This window comes from Brucella oryzae (genome assembly GCF_041929965.1).
Taxonomy (GTDB): domain Bacteria; phylum Pseudomonadota; class Alphaproteobacteria; order Rhizobiales; family Rhizobiaceae; genus Brucella; species Brucella oryzae.
Genome location: NZ_JBHEEO010000009.1, coordinates 20,746 through 35,626 on the forward strand (window position 1 = coordinate 20,746; position 14,881 = coordinate 35,626).

Sequence of the window (14,881 nt, forward strand, 5' to 3'; positions counted from 1 at the left end):
ATAGAAAGGAGAGGGGCATGAACCTTTTCACATCGCAGTTCCGTAATTCTCAACTGCTTGCCACCAAGGCTCACGCGCTTATTCCGGGCGGCTGTCATACCTATGCCAAGGGTGACGACCAGTATCCGGTTCTGGCACCCGGCTTCATCCAGCGCGGTTCCGGCTCGCATGTCTTCGACGTCGACGGTCACGAATATATCGAATACGGGATGGGAAATCGCGCTGTCGGGCTGGGCCACGCCTATCCGCCCGTCGTGCGCGCGGTGCGCGACGCCTTGCAGGACGGATGCAATTTTACACGGCCGGGCGCCATCGAAGTCGAATGCGCGGAAAGCTTTCTGGAGCTGATTGACGGCGCGGAAATGGTAAAGTTTTGCAAAGATGGTTCGGATGCGACTTCAGGTGCCGTGCGACTTGCGCGCGCCTATACGGGACGCGACATGATTGCCTGCTGCGCCGATCATCCATTCTTTTCGACGGATGACTGGTTTATCGGAACGACGAAAATGAATGCAGGTATTCCGGCATCTGTTTCGGCGTTGACCACAACCTTCCGCTACAACGATATTGCAAGCATAGAAGCCCTGTTCGAGGATTATCCGGGGCGCATAGCGGCTATTATCCTCGAACCCGCAAAAGCCGACGAGCCGCAAAACAACTTCCTGCAGGAAGCAAAGCGTATCGCCCATGAACATGGAGCACTGTTCATTCTGGATGAGATGATTACCGGCTTTCGCTGGCATTTGCGCGGGGCGCAGAGGCTCTATGATGTCGAACCAGATCTTTCCTGCTTCGGCAAGGCGCTGGGCAACGGCTTTGCGATTTCGGCACTGGCAGGAAAGGCGGAATATATGCAGCTTGGCGGTCTGATCCAGACCGATCATCCGCGTGTGTTCCTGCTTTCGACCACGCACGGCGCGGAAACCCATGCCATGGCGGCAGCGATTGCCACGATGACGATCTATCGCGACGAGCCGGTGATCGAAAGGCTCTATAAGCAAGGCTCGAAACTGGCCGACGGCGTGAATGCGGCGATTGCCGGTCATGGGCTTCAGAACCATGTCCGCCTGTTCGGGCGTCCGTGCTGCCTTGCCTATGGCACGCTCGACGAGAAGGGGCAGCCATCTCAGGCATTTCGCACGCTGTTGCTTCAGGAGACAATCCGGCGTGGCGTGCTGATGCCGTCGCTGGTCGTGAGCTATACCCACAGCGACACCGACATTGCGCGCACGGTGGATGCGATTGACGGGGCGCTCGACATCTATGTCCGGGCACTGAACGATGGTGTGAGTTCCCATCTGACGGGGCGTCCTTCGCAGGTCGTCTATCGCCGCTTCAATGAAGCGCCGGCCTATCCGCCGACGATGCGATGAAGCATCTTGTCAAAGCTTTGATCGCGACGGTTCTGCTGGCGATAGCGACGGGGGTGTCACATGCTGCCGACCCATTTCCGATCAGGGTCGGTCAGGACCGGCGCATATTCGAGGATGCGACCGGCAAACCATTTCTGCTGCAGGGCGATACCGCATGGTCGCTGATCGCCGAACTGACACGCGAGGATGTCGAAATCTATTTGCAAGACCGCCGAAAGCGCGGCTTCAATGCCATTCTGGTCAATCTGGTCGAACACCAGTTCTCCCGCCATCCGCCCGCCAATGCTTATGGCGAGAAGCCCTTCAACGGCGAAGCCTTCGTCGATCTTAACCCGAAATATTTCGACCATGCCGCCTGGGTGATCGGGCGGGCGGAAGAACTCGGTTTCGTTGTTCTGCTCGCCCCCGCCTATCTTGGGGTGAGCGGCGGCGATCAGGGCTGGTTCAGGAGTATCGAAACGGCGGGCCCGCAAAAAATGCGCATCTATGGCCAGAAAATAGCCGAACGGTTTCGACAATATCCCAACATTGTCTGGGTGTTGGGGGGCGATTTTAATACGCCGGACGAGAAGCTGGTTTCCAGTATGGCCGAGGGGATCACGAAGGTCAGTCCCTCGTCGCTGAAGACGGTTCACCCGAGCCCCGAAACGAACACTGCCGAGCTTTGGGGCAAGTATAGCTGGTTCTCCTTCGACACGTTCTACAGCTACAAGGATATCCATACCGGAATGCTGGAGCGTACGGCGGAAGATATAATGATGCCTGTCATTCTGTTGGAAACATTTTACGAGAAGGAATGGGAGTCAACGCCGCAATCCATCCGGCGGAACGCTTATGGCGCCTTGCTTGCCGGTGCTGCCGGACAGTTCTTTGGAAATAATCCCATCTGGCATTTCAGCAGTTCCGGCCTGTTTGCCTATGACGGCACCTGGCGCGATGCGCTGAACAGTCCCGCCGCACGGTCGATGGCCGTTATGAAGGCACTGTTTGAGAAACTGCCTTGGCCGCAACTACAGCCTGATCGCGAAAGCCGCATCGCTGTAGACCCGGAAAGTTATGCCTCGTCTCTGCCAGATGGGGCGTTGTCGGTCATCTACGGCGATGCTGATGGTTTCGCAGTGCAGAAGGATATTGTCAGAGAAGGCTGGAAGGCAGTCTGGTTCGACCCGGTTTCCGGCGCATTCGCGGATGCGGACCAGCCGAAGTTCGACGGCGCGATTGCGATCTACAAGCCGAAGCAGGCGCAAAATGCGGGTGGCGAAACTGATTGGCTTTTGTTGATCGGCAGCGCCGCACGTCTGCAGGACATCCAAAAGAGGTAGGCGGTACACCCTTTCACGCTTTTCATAAACGCTTGTTCTAACCGGGCATGCATTCGGTCAAGTCGTCGCTCCCGTTCTCTCTGGCTAACATGCATTTATCCAAGCTTGAGGAGTCGGACATGAAAGTACTGGTTACGGGCAATCAGGGCTATATTGGGTCGGTCATGGTGCCGGTCCTCACAAATGCAGGGCATGAAGTGTCCGGCTATGACATTGGCCTTTATGAACATTGCCTTTTTGAAGAAGGCGGCGCGGTGATGAATGTGCCGACCATCCGAAAGGATGTGCGCGATGTATCCCCGCGCGATCTGGAGGGGTTCGACGCGGTTATTCATCTTGCAGCACTTTCCAATGATCCGCTTGGCAACCTCAATGAGGAACTGACCTACGACATCAATCACCGGGCGAGCGTCGCCATGGCAAAGGCTGCGAAGCGTGCCGGTGTGGGGCGTTTTCTGTTTGCTTCGTCCTGCAGCAATTACGGCATCAGCGATGCCGATCTGATCGATGAAACCGGCGAACTGAAGCCGGTAACGGCCTATGGCCGGTCCAAGGTGCGGGCAGAGCAGGACATTCGCGAACTGGCGGATGCAGACTTCTGCCCCGTCTATCTGCGGCCTGCCACGGCTTACGGCGTTTCGCCGTTCCTTCGTTTCGACATCGTGCTCAACAATCTCGTGGCATGGGCGGTGACAAAAGGGCTGATCTATCTCAAGTCCGATGGCACGCCCTGGCGGCCTATCGTGCATATTCGCGATATTTCCCGCGCCTTCATGGCGGCTATGGAAGCGCCGCGCGAAAAAGTCTGGAACGAAGCCTTCAATGTCGGCTCGACGGAACACAACTACCGCATCCGGGATATTGCGGGCATCGTGGCCGACAATGTTCCTGATTGTCGCATCGACTATGCGGATGACGCCGGGCCGGATACGCGTTCCTATCGCGTCAGTTTTGAAAAGCTGGCGAGGGTGCTGCCGGAAGCCAAACCGGAATGGGATGCCGTTGCCGGTACGCGCGAACTGCTTGCCGCTTATAGCCGCTCGACGCTGACGCTTGAGGAATTCGAAGGCCCGCGTTTCCAGCGTATCGCCCATATTCGCAAGCTGATTGCGGAAGGGGTCTTGGATGCCGATCTGCGTCGCACTGACGACGAACTGCAACCGCTTCGGGCGACGGCGTAATGGATGGGGCGGCTAGCGGCACTGAACGGGCCATTCAGCAGCCATCGAGCGGAAAGGCCATCTACGATCTTGCTGTCCGTCTTTATCCGCTCTGCCGCAGCCTCGCCGGGGACGGCGTGCGCGAAACGCTCGCCATCATCGGGGAACACCTGCCGCTGACGGTCCATCAGGTTCCGACCGGCACATCGCTCTACGACTGGAAAGCGCCTCAGGAATGGATCATCCGTGAAGCCTATATCGCGGATATGAACGGCAATCGCATGGTCGATTTTGCCCAGCACAATCTGCATGTGGTGAATTTCAGCGTGCCTGTGCGGGCCCGAATGCCGCTCAGCGCGCTGAAGGAGCATATTCACACGCTGCCAGATCAGCCGGACCTCATTCCCTACCGCACCTGTTATCATGCGGAAGGCTGGGGCTTCTGCATGGCGCATCGTGAATTTCTATCGATGCAGGACGGTGATTATGACGTCGTAATCGATGCGGAACGCCGCGACGGCTTTCTGACCTTCGGCGAGTTCATTCACCGGGGCGAAACTGACGAAACATTCATCCTGTCGGCCCATCTTTGCCACCCGTCGCTGGCCAATGACAATTGTTCCGGGCTGGCGCTTTTGACGCACCTTGGCACGGTTCTGCAATCACGGCGCACGCGCCTGACCTATCGGCTGCTTTTCGGCCCGGCGACTTTCGGCGCGCTTGCATGGCTTCAACGAAACGAGGACCAGCTGGAGCTGGTCCGGCACGGGCTTGTCCTGTCCTGCATCGGTGATGCGGGCGGGCCGAATTACAAGCGCAGCCGTCGCGGCGATGCGGATATCGATCACATCATGGGCCATGTCCTTGCCAAATGCGCCAATGCGACGATGCATGATTTCTGGCCCTATGGTTATGACGAGCGCCAGTTCTGTTCGCCGGGGTTCAACCTGCCGGTCGGCATGTTCCAGCGCAGTCTCTATGGTGCCTTTCCAGAATATCATACATCGGCCGACAATCTCGATTTCATCAAGCCGGATTATCTTGAGCAGTCGTTCAACATGGTCTTGCAGGCCATTGAAATTGCGGAAAAAAACTGGTGTCCGCTGAACACCTCGCCGAAGGGGGAGGCGCAGCTTGGAAGGCGCGGTCTCTATGGAAGCATGGGCGGCGATAGCGGCGCTGCGCAAAATGCCATGGCGTTGTTATGGGTGCTCAATCTGGCGGATGGCGAGCATTCCATTCTCGATATGGCCGTGCGAGCGAAGCTGCCATTCGCAACCCTTGCCGATGCGGCTGACCGGCTCCGCGAGGCGGGATTGCTCAAAGCAGCGTCCAGGCCAGATCCTTGTCGGAAATGACGCTTGGCCTGTTCGGCCACGCTATGCCGAGCGCCGGGTCGTCATAGCGCAAACCCGTCGCATAATCAGGTGCATAGGGCTTTGAGATCATGTATCGCACGAGCACATCTGGCGTCAGGGTCTGGAAACCGTGCGCGCAGCCTTCCGGGATATAAAGCTGGACACCGTTTTCAGCTGAAAGCTCCACACCGGTCCAGCGCCGATAGGTCGGCGAATGCGGGCGCAGATCGACAAGAACATCCCAGATGACGCCCTGCAGGCAGGTGACGAGCTTGGTTTCCGAATGCGGTTCGTTTTGATAATGCAGGCCGCGCAATGTTCCTTCCTCGCGCGAGAAGGACAGGCTGTGCTGCGGGAAATGCGTTTCCATCTGCCGTTCCCTGAACGCAGCTTCGCAATAGACCCGCGCGAACCAGCCGCGTTCGTCTTCAAGCCTTTCGGGCTCGATAGACCAGGCGCCGTCGATGTTGAGCGAAGTGAAACGCATCTTTTGCCCCGATTGCCAACATGCGCATTCTGCCAGCGGGAATATCGGGCGATAGAACCTTCTTCGATGCATCTGATTAGCCTTCCGGATGATGCCAACCCGTCCGAATGAAGTAGGCGTCTACGCCCCCGCAGCCATTGGGTGAAGATTGGGTATCTACGCCGCGTAGTCCGTCCGGTGAATGTCGCGCCCGATCGTATGTACGGCTCGCCCCTGATGACAGTCTCGGCAATGTTCAGGCCGCTTAGTAGTTTTGGTTATCCGACGCGGATCGGAGTTCAACCCCATCAACCCGTAACGGACCAGTCCAGAAGGTTCGTTGAGGCGAGGAATGACGTATGACCATCCAGACGCCGGATATTTCGCGGAGCACGAGCATGGCGCAAGAGCAGACCGGTTGTCGCCTGTGCGGTAAACTACTCAAACATACCTTCGTCGATCTGGGAATGTCACCGCCTTGCGAGAGCTTCATCACGGCGGATCGCCTCGACCGCATGGAGCCTTACTACCCGCTCTACGCGCTTGTCTGCGATCATTGTTATCTGGTGCAGTTGAAGGAGTATTTCTCGCCCGCCGAAATCTTCACGGAATATGCCTATTTCTCATCCTTCGCCACAAGCTGGGTCAGCCATGCGAAGACCTATTGCGACGAGATAACCGAACGGCTGGGGTTGAATGAAAACAGTTTTGTCGTCGAGATCGCCAGCAATGATGGTTATCTCCTGCAACATTTCCTGCCGAAGGGCATCCCGATCCTCGGTATCGAACCGGCGGCCAATGTGGCGGAGACGGCTATTGCCAAGGGTGTGCCGACGCGCGTGGATTTCTTCGGCTCGACGCTTGCCGCCGAACTGGTCGGCGCAGGACGCAAGGCCGACCTCCTGATCGGCAACAACGTTCTGGCGCAAGTTCCTGATCTCAACGACTTTGTGCGCGGCCTGCAACTGTTGTTGAAGCCGGAGGGCGTCATTACGCTGGAGTTTCCGCATCTCGCCAATCTGATCGAGCAGAACCAGTTCGACACGATCTATCACGAGCATTTCTCGTATTTCTCGTTGCTGACGATCCGGTATATGGCGCACCGGCATCACCTCAAGGTCATCGACGTGGAGGAACTGCCGACCCATGGCGGTTCGCTGCGTGTGTATCTTGCGCATAACAGCAGCAAGCGGAAGGCTGGAGCGCGTGTTGCAGCTCTTCTGAAGCGCGAAGAGAGTTTTGGCCTCAACGAGATTTCGACCTATGAACAGTTCGCCGAAAAGACCCGGCGCACCAAGCGCGATCTCCTGTCCTTCCTGATCGCCGCCAAGAATGCGGGAAAACGCATCTGCGGTTATGGTGCGCCCGGAAAGGGCAATACGCTTCTGAACTATTGCGGCATCGGCACGGATTTCCTGGACTTCACGGTTGACCGCAATCCCTACAAGCATGGCCGTTTCACGCCAGGCATGCACATCCCGATCTATGATGTGTCGGCAATCGATAAATACCGGCCCGATTACATCCTCATCCTGCCGTGGAACTTCAAGGACGAGATCATCCGGCAGATGCAGCATGTGGTCGAATGGGGCGCGAAGTTCATCATTCCCATCCCGCACGTCACGTTGATTGACCCGGCACTACTCACAGAGGAGCGGTAAGTCATGAAAGTCGTTCTGTTCTGCGGCGGTCTTGGAACCAGAATCCGCGAATATTCGGAGAATATTCCGAAGCCGATGATCCCACTCGGCCATCAGCCGATCCTGCATCACGTCATGGAATATTACAGCGACTACGGGCACAATGATTTCGTCTTGTGCCTCGGCTACAAGGCCAATGTCGTGAAGGATTTCTTCCTGATGATCCGCCCGCAGACCTTCGCGGACTGTGTGGTTTCGGATGGCGGGCGCAATGTGCAATTGCTTGAGGAAGTGGATCGCGACTGGAGCGTGACGCTGCTCGATACGGGCATCTGGCGCAATATCGGTGAGCGGCTGTGGAGCGCCCGCTCGCATGTGGCGAATGAGGATATGTTCCTCGCCAATTACAGCGACGGGCTCAGCGATGTCGACCTTGACGACATGACGGAACGTTTTCGCGCCAGCGGCAAGATTGCCTGTTTTCTCGCTGTCCGTCCACCGCTGACCTATCACCTTGCGGATATTGCCGAAGGCGGCGATGTGCGGGCTTTCCGGACGTCGAACACCTCCGATATCTGGATCAATGGCGGCTATTTTCTCTTCCGCAAGGAAATCTTCGACTATATGCGCGAGGGCGAGGAACTGGTGCTGGAACCCTTCGGGCGCCTGATCGCTGAAAACCAGCTTATGGCCTATAAATATGAGGGCTTCTGGCGGTCGATGGATACGCTGCGTGACTGGCAGACGCTTGAAGATATGGTGGAGAAGGGCGACATGCCCTGGAAGCGGCACAAGGCGGAACAGGCCGCACGGCGGGCCACCAATGTCGCGATAGCGCTATGATCGATCTGCGTTCGCTCGCAAGTCACAGCCGTCCGCTGCAACTGCTTTGTCTGGGCGCGCATTCCGACGATATCGAGATTGGCTGCGGCGGCACGCTTCTGAGCCTGATCGAGAGCGGTATGCCTCTGCATGTGGAGTGGTGCGTGCTGTCTGGAAATAAGGAAAGGCGCGTGGAGGCGGAAGCCGCCGCTCGCGATTTTCTGCGTGGGATAGACAGTTTCAACATCCATCTTGCCTCTTTCGAGGACAGCTATTTCCCGGTGCAGAGCCGCGAAATCAAGCAATGGCTGATCGAACAGCGCGGGCGCGAGCAGCCGGATATGGTCTTCACTCATCGTCATGGCGATGCCCATCAGGACCACCGCACCGTCAACGAATTGACATGGAACCTGTTTCGGGATCAGGTGATCCTTGAATATGAAATTCCAAAATGGGATGGCGATCTGGGTCAGCCGAACGCCTATTCAGCGCTACCTGCCGCGATCATGGATCGCAAGATCGAACTGTTGATGAAGCACTTCGGCACCCAGCGCTCAAAGGACTGGTTTGACACGGAAACCTTTCGCGGTCTTGCCCGGCTACGCGGCATGGAATGTCGTGCGCCCGAGGCTTATGCCGAGGCTTTTCATGCCCGTAAGCTGCGATTGTTCTAGAGCAGTTCCAGCAAAAGTGTGAAACGGTTTTGCGTAGGATAATGCGATAAAACAAATGGTTAGAGCAGTTCCGGCGATTCCGTTAAAACAGGAACTGTTCTAACAAGTAGAAAAACTTGCGGCTTCGGGAATAAATCAACGTCGCCGATTGTCTTACTTTCATATCGCATGCCGCGATTGGAACCTTTGTGAGGCAGATCATGAAAACGTTTGGTTTTATGTCCGTACTGGCAATAGCAGCCGTGGCGGCGTCAGCCGCGCTGGCTGCGCCAGCCGTCAAAACGATGGAAAGCTCGAAGGGGCAGGTTCTGGCAGGCGCCAAGGATATGACGCTCTACACTTTCGACAAGGATAGCAAGGGCGAATCCAGCTGCTATGATGCTTGCGCCAAGAACTGGCCGCCCTTCATGGCGATGAAGGGCGCAAAGGCTTCCGGCGCCTATACGCTGGTCAAGCGCAAGGATGGCAGCGAGCAATGGGCAAAAGACGGAATGCCGCTCTATTACTGGGTGAAGGACAAGAAGCCCGGCGACGTGACCGGAGACGGCGTTAATGGGGTCTGGCACGCCGCAAAGCCATGAGACCAATGTGAGCCGTCCCGCTCCTGACAGTTTCGAGGGTCAGCTTCTGGCCCTCCTGCCGGTTATGCGGCGCTATTCGCGCAGCCTTGCGAAGTCCGATGCCGAAGGCGAGGATCTTTTGCAGGACTGCGTGGCAAAGGCGCTATCGCGGCGCGGCCAGTGGCGGGGCCTCAATCTGCGTGGGTGGATACTCACGATGATGACCAACCTTTACCGCAATAGTTATAAAAGCCGGGCCCGAACCCGGCATGAAACGCTCGACGCTGCGGAAAATATCAGTGTGGCGGCGACGGAAACCGATCCGTTCCAGTTGCAGCAGCTTGAAGAGGCGATCAACACACTGCCGGAAGATAACCGCGCGGTGCTGATGCTCATCGTTGTCGAAGGCTACAGCTATGGCGAAGCGGCGGAAATGCTGGGCATACCTGTCGGAACCGTCATGTCACGCCTGTCGCGGGCACGCCACCGCCTTGCCGAACATATGAGCGGCTCGAATATCGTAACGCTTCGGAGAAAATGATGACAGAACGCAATTCTCCCATAACCGAAGCGGAACTGCTGAGCTTTATCGACGGGCAATTGTCCGAAGCAGAACATGCGCGCATCGCCGGGCTTCTTGAGCACAACCCCGAGCAGGCGGCGTTGGCTGTCGAATGGCGCAGGCAGAACGAAGGTATCAGGCAACTTTTTTCCGGTTATGCCAAGGCAAGGAACGACGATGCGGGATTGATCCGTTCGGCGGGAATGCGCCAGCCGCGAACCTATCGCGGGGCGGTTGCGGCAGCGGTTCTCGCGGCTTTGGTAATTGGCGGTGCAGGCGGGTTTACAGGCGCACGTCTGCTTGCGGAAGCCGAACCGCAAATAGCGAGCGTACAAACTCTGCCGCAGCAGTCCCAGGCAGCCTATCTTATTTATGCTAGCGAAGTGCGGCATCCCGTCGAGGTGTTCTCCAATGAAGAGGCGCATCTGGCGACCTGGCTTGGCAAGAGGCTGAATATACCTGATCTTCGTGTCCCCGATCTCCGCTCGCTTGGCTTTCAGCTCGTGGGTGGGCGTCTGCTGCCGGTTGACGGCAAGGCGGGCGCTTTCTTCATGTATGAGGACGAAGCTGGAAAACGGCTTTCGGTGATCGTCGGACGCAATCCTGATAATCGTGACACGAGCTTCCGGTTTGCCTCAAGTGATGGTGTCGAGACCTTCTATTGGATAGACAACGATCTTGGTTATGCGGTGAGCGGCGAGATATCGCGCGAGCGGCTGCGGCAGGTGGCGGAAGAATGCTACCGCCAGTTTCCGGGCTGACCCGCTTATCGGTCGTCGCTGAAAGCGCGGATCATCGCATCCTTGGAACTGCCGCTGGCGATCAATGCCGCAAGCAGGATGCGAGCCTGACCGGGGCGAAGCGTATGTGCGTGAATGGCTCCGGCTTCGCCAAGATCATATCCGCCGCCGCCTCCGCCATAGCCGGGTGCCAATAGGCCTTCGGGCACGCGGCTTGAAACGGCCACCGGAATATTGCGGCGCGAGCATTCGCGGACAGCTTCGACAACGCAGGGCGTAGTGTTGCCAGAACCCAGTGCAGCAAGAACGATGCCGCTGGCACCGGCTGCAATGCTCGCTTCTATGTGGAGGGCGTCGCAGCCCGGATAAATGGCAATCGTGTCGATCCGGCGGTCACCGACGGGCGCTGGAAGCACCGGGCTCTGGCTCTGGATCATACGTGCAGAGCGGAAGGCGTCGGCACTGTCGCTGCTGAATTTGTATGCGCCCCAGACCGGGACGATCCGACCGCCGAAAGTAATAAGGACGCCTTCGTCGGCATTGGCCGGATCGCAGGCAAGCTGAATGGCAGTGGCGAGGTTTTCCGGCCCATCGGCTTGCGGATGATCGGCGGTAAATTGCGCGCCGGTGAAGATCACCGGCTTGCCGATGCGGCGCTGCAGATGTACCAGCAGCGCCGTTTCTTCCATGGCATCCGTTCCGTGCAGGACGACGATGCCGTCGACTTCGCCATCCTTCAGGTCGGAACCGACGGCATCGCTGATGCGCTGCATGTCGGAAAGGGTGAGGCTTGCGGAATCCTTCGCCATCAGATCAACCGGGCGAAGCTCCGCTTCAAGGCCTGGCACGAATTCCAGCAGATCCTCACCGGACAGGACCGGCATGCTCGCTCCGTCTTCCCCACGCTTGCTGGCGATGGTGCCGCCAGTGGCGATCACCGCTATGGAAGGCTTTGCAAGCGTCATATTTCCGAATCCTCTCACTTACCGGGAATGCTGGCCTCTACAGCACGTTCGGCAGCAAGTCGATGGATGCGTTCACGCATCATATACCAGCCAAGGATGAGGGCAGGGCCGATGATCGCCAGCGAAGCAATCGTCCAGGTGCCGACCGGATAGTCGAGCGCCATCAGGACAAGTACGCCGAGCAGGAATGCAAGTGTGAGGATGCCGGTATAGGGCGCACCGAACATGCGGAAATCCGGGCGTACGATCTCGCCGCGACGCGCCAGATGCCACAGTTTCAGCTGGCAAAGGACAATGACGCCCCAAGCCGTGATGATGCCAAGCGCAGAGAGATTGAGTGCGATTTCAAAGGCTGCCGCAGGCACGACAGCATTAAGCACAACGCCGATGACAGTGACGACGGCGGTAACCGCAATGCCCATATAGGGTACACCGTTCTTGTTCATTTTCGCCAGAGCTGCGGGAGCCGAGCCGGATGTCGCCATGGAATGCAGGATGCGCCCGGTGGAATAGAGCCCGGCATTCAACGACGACAGAACCGCAGTCAGGACGACAAGGTTCATGATGATATCCGCTCCCTCAATACCGATCTGGCTGAAGAAGGTCACAAACGGGCTCTCGCCAGCGGAATAGGCGGTGTAGGGGAGAAGCAGCGAGAGCAGCAGAACCGATCCCACATAAAAGACGAGAAGGCGGAAGACCACGGTGCGGATTGCGCGGGGCATGACCTTGCGCGGGTCTTCGGTTTCGCCTGCCGTAGTGCCCAGCAACTCGATGGATGCATAGGCAAAAACCACACCCTGTATGATGATGAAAGCAGGCAATATGCCGTTCGGGAACCAGCCTCCGCTATCGGTGATGAGGCTGAAACCGGGCGCATGGCCATCAATCGGCGTGCCGGAAACAACAAAATAGATGCCGACAGCCAGAAACGTCACGAGTGCGAGTACCTTGACGAGGCTGAACCAGAATTCCAGTTCGCCGAACACTTTGACCGACAAAAGGTTCATCGACAGCACGATAACAAGGGCTGTCAGGGCGAATACCCATTGGTCGATACCTTGCAGCCACGGAACATAATGCTTGAAGAAATTCATGTAGAGCGCAACTGCCGTCACGTCCGCCACCGATGTCATGGCCCAGTTGAGCCAGTACATCCAGCCTGCCACGAAAGCCAGCTTTTCGCCGTAGAACTCGCGGGCATAGGAGACGAAGGAACCGGAGCTGGGGCGGTGCATGATCAGCTCACCCAAGGCGCGCAGAACCAGAAACGCAAAGAAGCCGCACAGAGCATATACGAAGACCAGAGCCGGGCCAGCCATAGCCAGACGTCCGCCCGCACCGAGGAAAAGGCCCGTCCCGATCGCGCCGCCAATGGCGATCATCTGAATCTGCCTCGGCTTCAGGGCCTTGTGATAGCCGCGATCCTCTTCAATGAACACTTCACGTTCAGCCGGTGTGGCTTTGATGGTTTCAATCGACATTGCTCCTCCCTGAGAGCGCGTTTTCGACAGGAGACCCTTCCGACGTGAAACGCCAATTAGGGCACACCACTATCCATTCAATGAGGGTATGAAATTCATCCCCATTTTGTGGGTGTTCTGTAAAGCTGCATGACAGATTTTGGAGGTGGTTTTAACGCATATCGAAGAAGGCGCGTCAAGTATTCGGCATTAAATGAGAAGCTTCACACTCAATTCCGGAATAGATGGGCAGGGAAAAAATCAGCAGGAAGAAAGTGTTATCGACTTGTGCTTATCTGGCATAAAAATGCCGCGCCATGCCGGATCGGCACGAATAATCCGCGCGAATCCTGCCGGACAGGCATGGGAAGCAATATTGCGGCGTCAGACTTCATCTTTGCCAATGATCGTCGTCACAGCCGTCTTGACCTTGCTCAGATGTGCTTCCATCGCAGCGCAGGCATCTGCTTCCGATCCTGCCTCAATGGCCTCGACAATACGGCGATGCTCGACATTTGACGCTTCACGGCGACCAGACATCAGATTGACGAGTTCGGATTGCTGGATCAGTGCTTCGCGGGCATCGGCGACGATTTTGGAGAAAACTGTGTTTTCCGAAGCTTCGGCAATGGCGCAGTGAAACTCTGAATCGAGCAACTCCCATTTATGGGGATCTGTCTGCCGGTCCATCTTGTCGCAAAGTTCAAGCAGGTGGGCGAGTTGCCTGGCGCTGCGGCGTAGTGCTGCCCAGCCTGCCGCCGGTACTTCGATGAAGGGGCGGGCTTCGATAAGGTCACGCGCCGAGTAGCCGTCGTAATTCAGTTCACTCGCAGGGGAAGCATTCAGGATATAAGTGCCGCTGCCTGTGCGGGTCTGAGTGAGACCCAGCGTCTGTAGCGACCGCAGCGCCTCACGCACGATCGGGCGGCTGACGCCGAACCGACCGGCGAGTTGAGCTTCGGAGGGCAGGCGGGTCCCGACAGCAAGACGGCCGGAGGTGATGGCCGAGCGAATATCGTCGAATACGACTTCCGCCGCATTCTTTCGGGTGATCGGATGCGTGTCCGATAGCCAGTCGGCCAATTCGCTCATGTCTGAGCCTCCCTCCATTGCCTCGCTTTTATGATGGAGCTAGGCAATTTTTAGAAGGATATCAATCCCAAACCGGTTCATAAAGATCATATCGGCAGATACGAAAAGCCCTGCAATCCGGCTGGATCGCAGGGCTGACTTGTCGAAACCGTCAGGCGGCTGTGTTCAACTTGTTGGCTGACAGGATACTGATGAATGCCGCACCATAAGCCGTGAGCGGCGCCATCTTGGCAAGTGCGCTTGCAATGGCGTCATGGCGGCTCAATTCCTCCTCGGAATCGTGGCGGAAGGATACGCAAACAGTTTCGCCATCTTCACCGATGAATTCTACCTGATAGGAATTTTCTTCGCCGCATCTTTTGACCAGAGCATCGACAATTTGCATGCAATCATTCTCCTTCCGAGCCGCATGAACGCGCCGGAACAGATATGGTTCCATATAATTTGATCTTTCTGTTCGACCCCGGTTCCCGGCTTGACGGACGGGATGCTGCCGTCGCGCATGCAATGAAGAAATCCGGGAGGAAATCTGGTCGAGACTGCCGGCCGTGTCGGCGTTGACCGTCAACTTCGGACATGTATGATAGTTGTTGCGGCGACGTACCTGGGAGGGGACGCTGCTTTCCATCCATAAGGATAACCGTTGACGAGGGCTGACGCCCGCAAGCCGAACGGTCGAATTTT

15 protein-coding genes are annotated in these 14,881 nt (G+C 57.2%); 10 read left to right on the forward strand and 5 right to left on the reverse strand.

Features of this window, described 5'->3' with window-relative positions; genetic code table 11:
• Positions 1–17: 17 nt before the first annotated feature.
• From JNC70_RS11615 to JNC70_RS11630, 4 genes are all read left to right on the forward strand, one after another.
• Complete coding sequence (locus tag JNC70_RS11615) at positions 18–1,373, forward strand: glutamate-1-semialdehyde 2,1-aminomutase (RefSeq protein ID WP_104754405.1); 1,356 nt, start codon at positions 18–20, stop codon at positions 1,371–1,373.
• Positions 1,370–2,695, forward strand: a complete 1,326-nt coding sequence (locus JNC70_RS11620; protein WP_104754406.1) for a glycoside hydrolase family 140 protein — start codon at positions 1,370–1,372, stop codon at positions 2,693–2,695. Before JNC70_RS11615 ends, JNC70_RS11620 begins: the two co-directional genes overlap by 4 nt.
• A 119-nt stretch (positions 2,696–2,814) precedes the next feature.
• Positions 2,815–3,876, forward strand: coding sequence for an NAD-dependent epimerase/dehydratase family protein (locus JNC70_RS11625; RefSeq protein ID WP_104754407.1), 1,062 nt, complete (start codon positions 2,815–2,817; stop codon positions 3,874–3,876).
• Positions 3,876–5,213 (forward strand): DUF4910 domain-containing protein, encoded by a 1,338-nt coding sequence (locus JNC70_RS11630; RefSeq protein ID WP_104754408.1) that lies wholly within the window; start codon positions 3,876–3,878, stop codon positions 5,211–5,213. Before JNC70_RS11625 ends, JNC70_RS11630 begins: the two co-directional genes overlap by 1 nt.
• Here the strand turns inward: JNC70_RS11630 and rfbC are convergent.
• Positions 5,176–5,700: a dTDP-4-dehydrorhamnose 3,5-epimerase gene (gene rfbC, locus JNC70_RS11635; protein WP_104754409.1), complete on the reverse strand. Its 525-nt coding sequence runs from the start codon at positions 5,698–5,700 to the stop codon at positions 5,176–5,178. The two genes, JNC70_RS11630 and rfbC, sit on opposite strands and share 38 nt — an antisense overlap.
• Before the next feature lie 338 nt (positions 5,701–6,038).
• Here rfbC and JNC70_RS11640 point away from each other — a divergent pair, with 338 nt between their 5' ends.
• The 6 genes from JNC70_RS11640 to JNC70_RS11665 all read left to right on the forward strand — a co-directional run bounded on the left by JNC70_RS11640 (position 6,039) and on the right by JNC70_RS11665 (position 10,698).
• Complete coding sequence (locus JNC70_RS11640; protein WP_104754410.1) at positions 6,039–7,340, forward strand: class I SAM-dependent methyltransferase; 1,302 nt, start codon at positions 6,039–6,041, stop codon at positions 7,338–7,340.
• 3 nt (positions 7,341–7,343) lie between these two features.
• Positions 7,344–8,162, forward strand: coding sequence for a sugar phosphate nucleotidyltransferase (locus JNC70_RS11645; RefSeq protein WP_104754411.1), 819 nt, complete (start codon positions 7,344–7,346; stop codon positions 8,160–8,162).
• Complete coding sequence (locus JNC70_RS11650) at positions 8,159–8,815, forward strand: PIG-L deacetylase family protein (protein WP_104754412.1); 657 nt, start codon at positions 8,159–8,161, stop codon at positions 8,813–8,815. The genes JNC70_RS11645 and JNC70_RS11650 overlap by 4 nt, the downstream gene beginning before the upstream one ends.
• 200 nt (positions 8,816–9,015) lie before the next feature.
• On the forward strand, positions 9,016–9,396 hold the full coding sequence (locus tag JNC70_RS11655) for a COG4315 family predicted lipoprotein (protein WP_104754413.1): 381 nt from the start codon (positions 9,016–9,018) through the stop codon (positions 9,394–9,396).
• Entirely contained in the window at positions 9,368–9,916 is a 549-nt protein-coding gene (locus JNC70_RS11660) for an RNA polymerase sigma factor (RefSeq protein ID WP_104754414.1), read from the forward strand. The genes JNC70_RS11655 and JNC70_RS11660 overlap by 29 nt, the downstream gene beginning before the upstream one ends.
• Positions 9,916–10,698 carry an anti-sigma factor family protein gene (locus JNC70_RS11665; protein WP_104754415.1) on the forward strand — a complete coding sequence of 261 codons (783 nt, stop codon included), beginning with the start codon at positions 9,916–9,918 and terminating at the stop codon, positions 10,696–10,698. The genes JNC70_RS11660 and JNC70_RS11665 overlap by 1 nt, the downstream gene beginning before the upstream one ends.
• 5 nt (positions 10,699–10,703) lie before the next feature.
• Here JNC70_RS11665 and JNC70_RS11670 read toward each other — a convergent pair whose 3' ends face one another.
• From JNC70_RS11670 to JNC70_RS11685, 4 genes are all read right to left on the reverse strand, one after another.
• The gene (locus JNC70_RS11670) at positions 10,704–11,642 is read right to left on the reverse strand and encodes an asparaginase (RefSeq protein ID WP_104754416.1); all 939 of its coding nucleotides are present in this window, start codon (positions 11,640–11,642) and stop codon (positions 10,704–10,706) included.
• A 14-nt stretch (positions 11,643–11,656) separates the two neighbouring features.
• On the reverse strand, positions 11,657–13,126 hold the full coding sequence (locus JNC70_RS11675; RefSeq protein WP_104754417.1) for an amino acid permease: 1,470 nt from the start codon (positions 13,124–13,126) through the stop codon (positions 11,657–11,659).
• Positions 13,127–13,489: 363 nt separating this feature from the next.
• Positions 13,490–14,197 carry a FadR/GntR family transcriptional regulator gene (locus JNC70_RS11680; protein ID WP_104754418.1) on the reverse strand — a complete coding sequence of 236 codons (708 nt, stop codon included), beginning with the start codon at positions 14,195–14,197 and terminating at the stop codon, positions 13,490–13,492.
• A gap of 151 nt (positions 14,198–14,348) precedes the next feature.
• Positions 14,349–14,582: a hypothetical protein gene (locus tag JNC70_RS11685; protein WP_245414715.1), complete on the reverse strand. Its 234-nt coding sequence runs from the start codon at positions 14,580–14,582 to the stop codon at positions 14,349–14,351.
• Positions 14,583–14,881 lie beyond the last annotated feature (299 nt).